Raw genomic sequence first — 2,491 nt, forward strand, 5'->3', positions numbered from 1 at the left:
AGTCGTGATTGAAAATTTTTTATCAACATTTAGTTCAGGTATATATAGGTAAGAAATGTTTTATTTTTTTTACTTTTTTATCTAAAAAAAAAGAATATGGATAGCTGTTCTTTTGATAAAGTGATGTATGAGATATAGGATGATAAAAATGTATTTAAGTAAAGTGTAGAGGAGTCTTGATATGAAGAAGTGGAATATGTTAAGTAAAATAGAAAAAGGAAGTATTGTTTGTATTGGTGCGGTTGTATTGTTTGGCAGTGGTTTAGGTGGCTATAAAGCGTATGCTGATAGACAAAAACAACAAGACGAAAATGAAGCAAAAGAAGTAGTGATTGGCAATCGAAGCATGTTAGAAGAAAAAGGAAAAATAAATTCTGAGATAATTAGTTTGGTAGATGATAAAGGATTTTTGAAAAAGGGAATTAGCCAACAAGAGATTTCTAATGCGATTGATGAATTAGAAATGAGCTATGAAGCGGTGAATTCAGCAGAAAAAAAAATGAAGGATAAAAAAGAGTTATTCGCTTCATATGCTTCAGTTTATAATTCAAATAAAGAAATGATTGATACGATTCAAAAGAAATTTTCAATCCAACAGTCTATAAATGAAATGTTTGAATCTAAAGACAATAAACTTGTGATTGATGGTTCAGAGGTTAATAAAGAGTTGTCAATTGTAAAAACGATTGATGATAAAAAAATTGAAAGTTGTCAAAAGGATTTGACTACTATAGCTAATGATGATTGGAAAAGTGCTATTTCTTCTTTAATTGAAATTGTTAAAACGCAAAAGGAACAAATGAGTGAAGCGACAAATCTAGTAAATGGGCTTTTTGATAAAGAAAAGCCAAAAGCTGATGTTTCAAAAGAAAATTATGATAAAGCGAAATCAGCGGTTGATAAAGTAAAGAATGAAGAAGTAAAAAAAGAACTGAATGTCAAATTAGACAAAGTGAAACAAGTTCTTGATGAGCGTGAGAAAAAAGAAGAACAAGAGAAACAAGCACAAAAAGAAAATACAACTGAACCTTTAGCTAATCCTAATGTAACTGTTGAAAGCACGAACGAGGAAGTAGTAGATCAAGGGCAGGGGTCAGTACAAACCAATGAAAATGTAGTAGCTGATACAAATACAGATGGGTATAGTGACAGTTATTCGGCGCAGACAACAGCACCGCAGTATTCAAGTGGACAATCGGCAAGTTCAGGGTCTACGCAATCAAGTACTAATTCAGATGAACAAGCTTGGCAAGAAAATATGCAATCACAGTTTAGTACAGGAACTCAATATGGAAGTTATGAAGAAGCGCAAAAAGCAGCTGATGAATATGTTCAAAATAATGAAGGAAGTAGTGGAGGTTATGCAATAGAAGGAACGATTGATTTAAATACAGGCGAAATGACAGATGCTTGGTTAGATACTTGGTAAAATGAAATTTTTGAAAGCAATTAGAATTTTACTTCTAGTTGCTTTTTTATTTTGGAGGAGATTTTAAATGAAAAATAAAGTCATATTTCTATTAAGTGTGTTTCTTTGTTTTTTTTGTATAGGAATCAAACAAAGTAATGCTGAAGAAGTAACTGAACAATCTTTAGACGAACAGCTCCGAATACTGTTAAAAGAAAATCAATTAATGTTTAATGAAGAAGGGGAATTAGTATCTAGTATTAATCCAGCTAATTCGTATTTGTCGAATGAAGTATATGAAAAAATCATACAACTTAAGGATCGGCAAGAAATAATTCAAGGAAGGTTAAAAAGTAAAAGTCAAGTACAAAAAAATAATAATAATGGTGTAATTGTTGTACCGAAAGAAGAAAATTTGAATACGGTCTATTATTCAAGAAATGGAGGTTCTCCAGAATATGGATGGTATGGCAAAAAAATGGTTAATGGGCGCCCACTTTTTTGTATTCAGCCTAACGTTGCGTTAACAGTAGGAAACAATTATGGATTTAAAATATCTAATTATGATAAGCGAAAAGCTTCTATTGCTGCTTATTATGGTTATTATAAACAACCTAGTTTAGTGAATAAATTCTATACTGAAGGTTTAATGAATGAAATTATTAATGGAGGTTCATTTAAAATTCATTCCGATAGTAGTGGTCGAACTAGTCAAGCAAAATACAATGCATGGAAAAAAGATGTTTTGGCGAAAACTAATACGTATTATACTAAATGTAGCTTAAAAAATAAAACATACACGATAAAAATAGGACAAACTTTAAAACTCAAAGATAGTGCTAATGTATTAAGTTATTATGAATTGTCTAATAATAATGCTGGGATTTCAGTAAAACAGAATGGAAATGCTTTAGAACTGAAAGCAAATAAAAATTCTAAAGATAGTGGTACATTACGATTTATTTATAAAATAGATTCAGGTTTTCAGTTTGCGCCAATGTTATTTAGCCATCCTTATTTACAAAATTGTTATGCTAGTGGGGTAAAAGATCCAAGTTATTTTACTATTAATATTAAAGTACC

1 protein-coding gene and 1 pseudogene are annotated in these 2,491 nt (G+C 30.3%); both read left to right on the plus strand.

Annotated elements, in window-relative coordinates; genetic code table 11:
- Window positions 1–181 precede the first annotated feature (181 nt).
- The gene (locus AB3I00_RS14440) at window positions 182–1,429 is read left to right on the plus strand and encodes a hypothetical protein (RefSeq protein WP_368025589.1); all 1,248 of its coding nucleotides are present in this window, start codon (window positions 182–184) and stop codon (window positions 1,427–1,429) included.
- Window positions 1,430–1,496: 67 nt separating this feature from the next.
- Window positions 1,497–2,491: pseudogene (locus AB3I00_RS14445) on the plus strand (hypothetical protein); the annotation flags it as partial.

This window comes from Enterococcus sp. C76 (assembly GCF_040886985.1).
GTDB lineage: Bacteria > Bacillota > Bacilli > Lactobacillales > Enterococcaceae > Enterococcus_B > Enterococcus_B lactis.